Origin of the sequence: Pseudomonas sp. 43(2021) (assembly GCF_017490805.1) — a bacterium.
GTDB lineage: Bacteria > Pseudomonadota > Gammaproteobacteria > Pseudomonadales > Pseudomonadaceae > Aquipseudomonas.
In genome coordinates, this window is record NZ_JAFGYJ010000260.1 from 1 (window position 1) to 521 (window position 521).

Below are 521 nucleotides of genomic sequence, written 5' to 3' on the forward strand. Positions count from 1 at the left end.
GGCGCAGTCCTGTTGATACCAGCGCGTGCTCGGGCCCTGGCGGAGCTGCTCTTGAGCGATGCGCACAAACCAGGCGCGAAACACCTGGGATTGCGCCGTGCCGATCGCTGGCGCTTCAACTGCTCGGGCGCCAGCGCTCAGCAGCAACGCAAGCAAGCCGAGGCTGCGGATCAGTGCGCTCACAGCGCTTTCCATTCCAGCGGCAGCCATTGCCAGTGGCCGTCAGGCTCGCTGCCTTCGGGCAGGGTCAGGGCATATTTGCCGTAGCCGCCGAGGGTGCGCAGTTTCGGCATCAGGTAGGTTTGCGCAGCGTTATAAAACACCGGCTCCATGTCCTGCGGCAGGCTGTCGAGGGTTTCGCGCTGCATCAGTTGCGCCATCGCGTCCGGGCCGAAGTAGATCGGCATCAGTACGTCTTTTGGCAAACCGTCGGCCATCGGCGGGAAGCGCTTGTCGAGAGTGCCGAGGGCTTTGTCGACGAGTTTGTCGTCGAGGGAGAACAGCAGCGTCGAGCCATGACG

Annotated in this window: 2 protein-coding genes; both read right to left on the bottom strand. The window is 63.5% G+C overall.

The window, feature by feature from the left end:
* On the bottom strand, positions 1-183 hold a 183-nt coding region (locus tag J5M71_RS27090), incomplete at its 3' end, for a DUF1175 family protein (RefSeq protein ID WP_347709881.1).
* Positions 180-521: DUF2138 family protein (locus J5M71_RS27095; RefSeq protein ID WP_207838592.1), on the bottom strand; the 342-nt coding region annotated here is incomplete at its 5' end. The genes J5M71_RS27090 and J5M71_RS27095, both read right to left, overlap by 4 nt.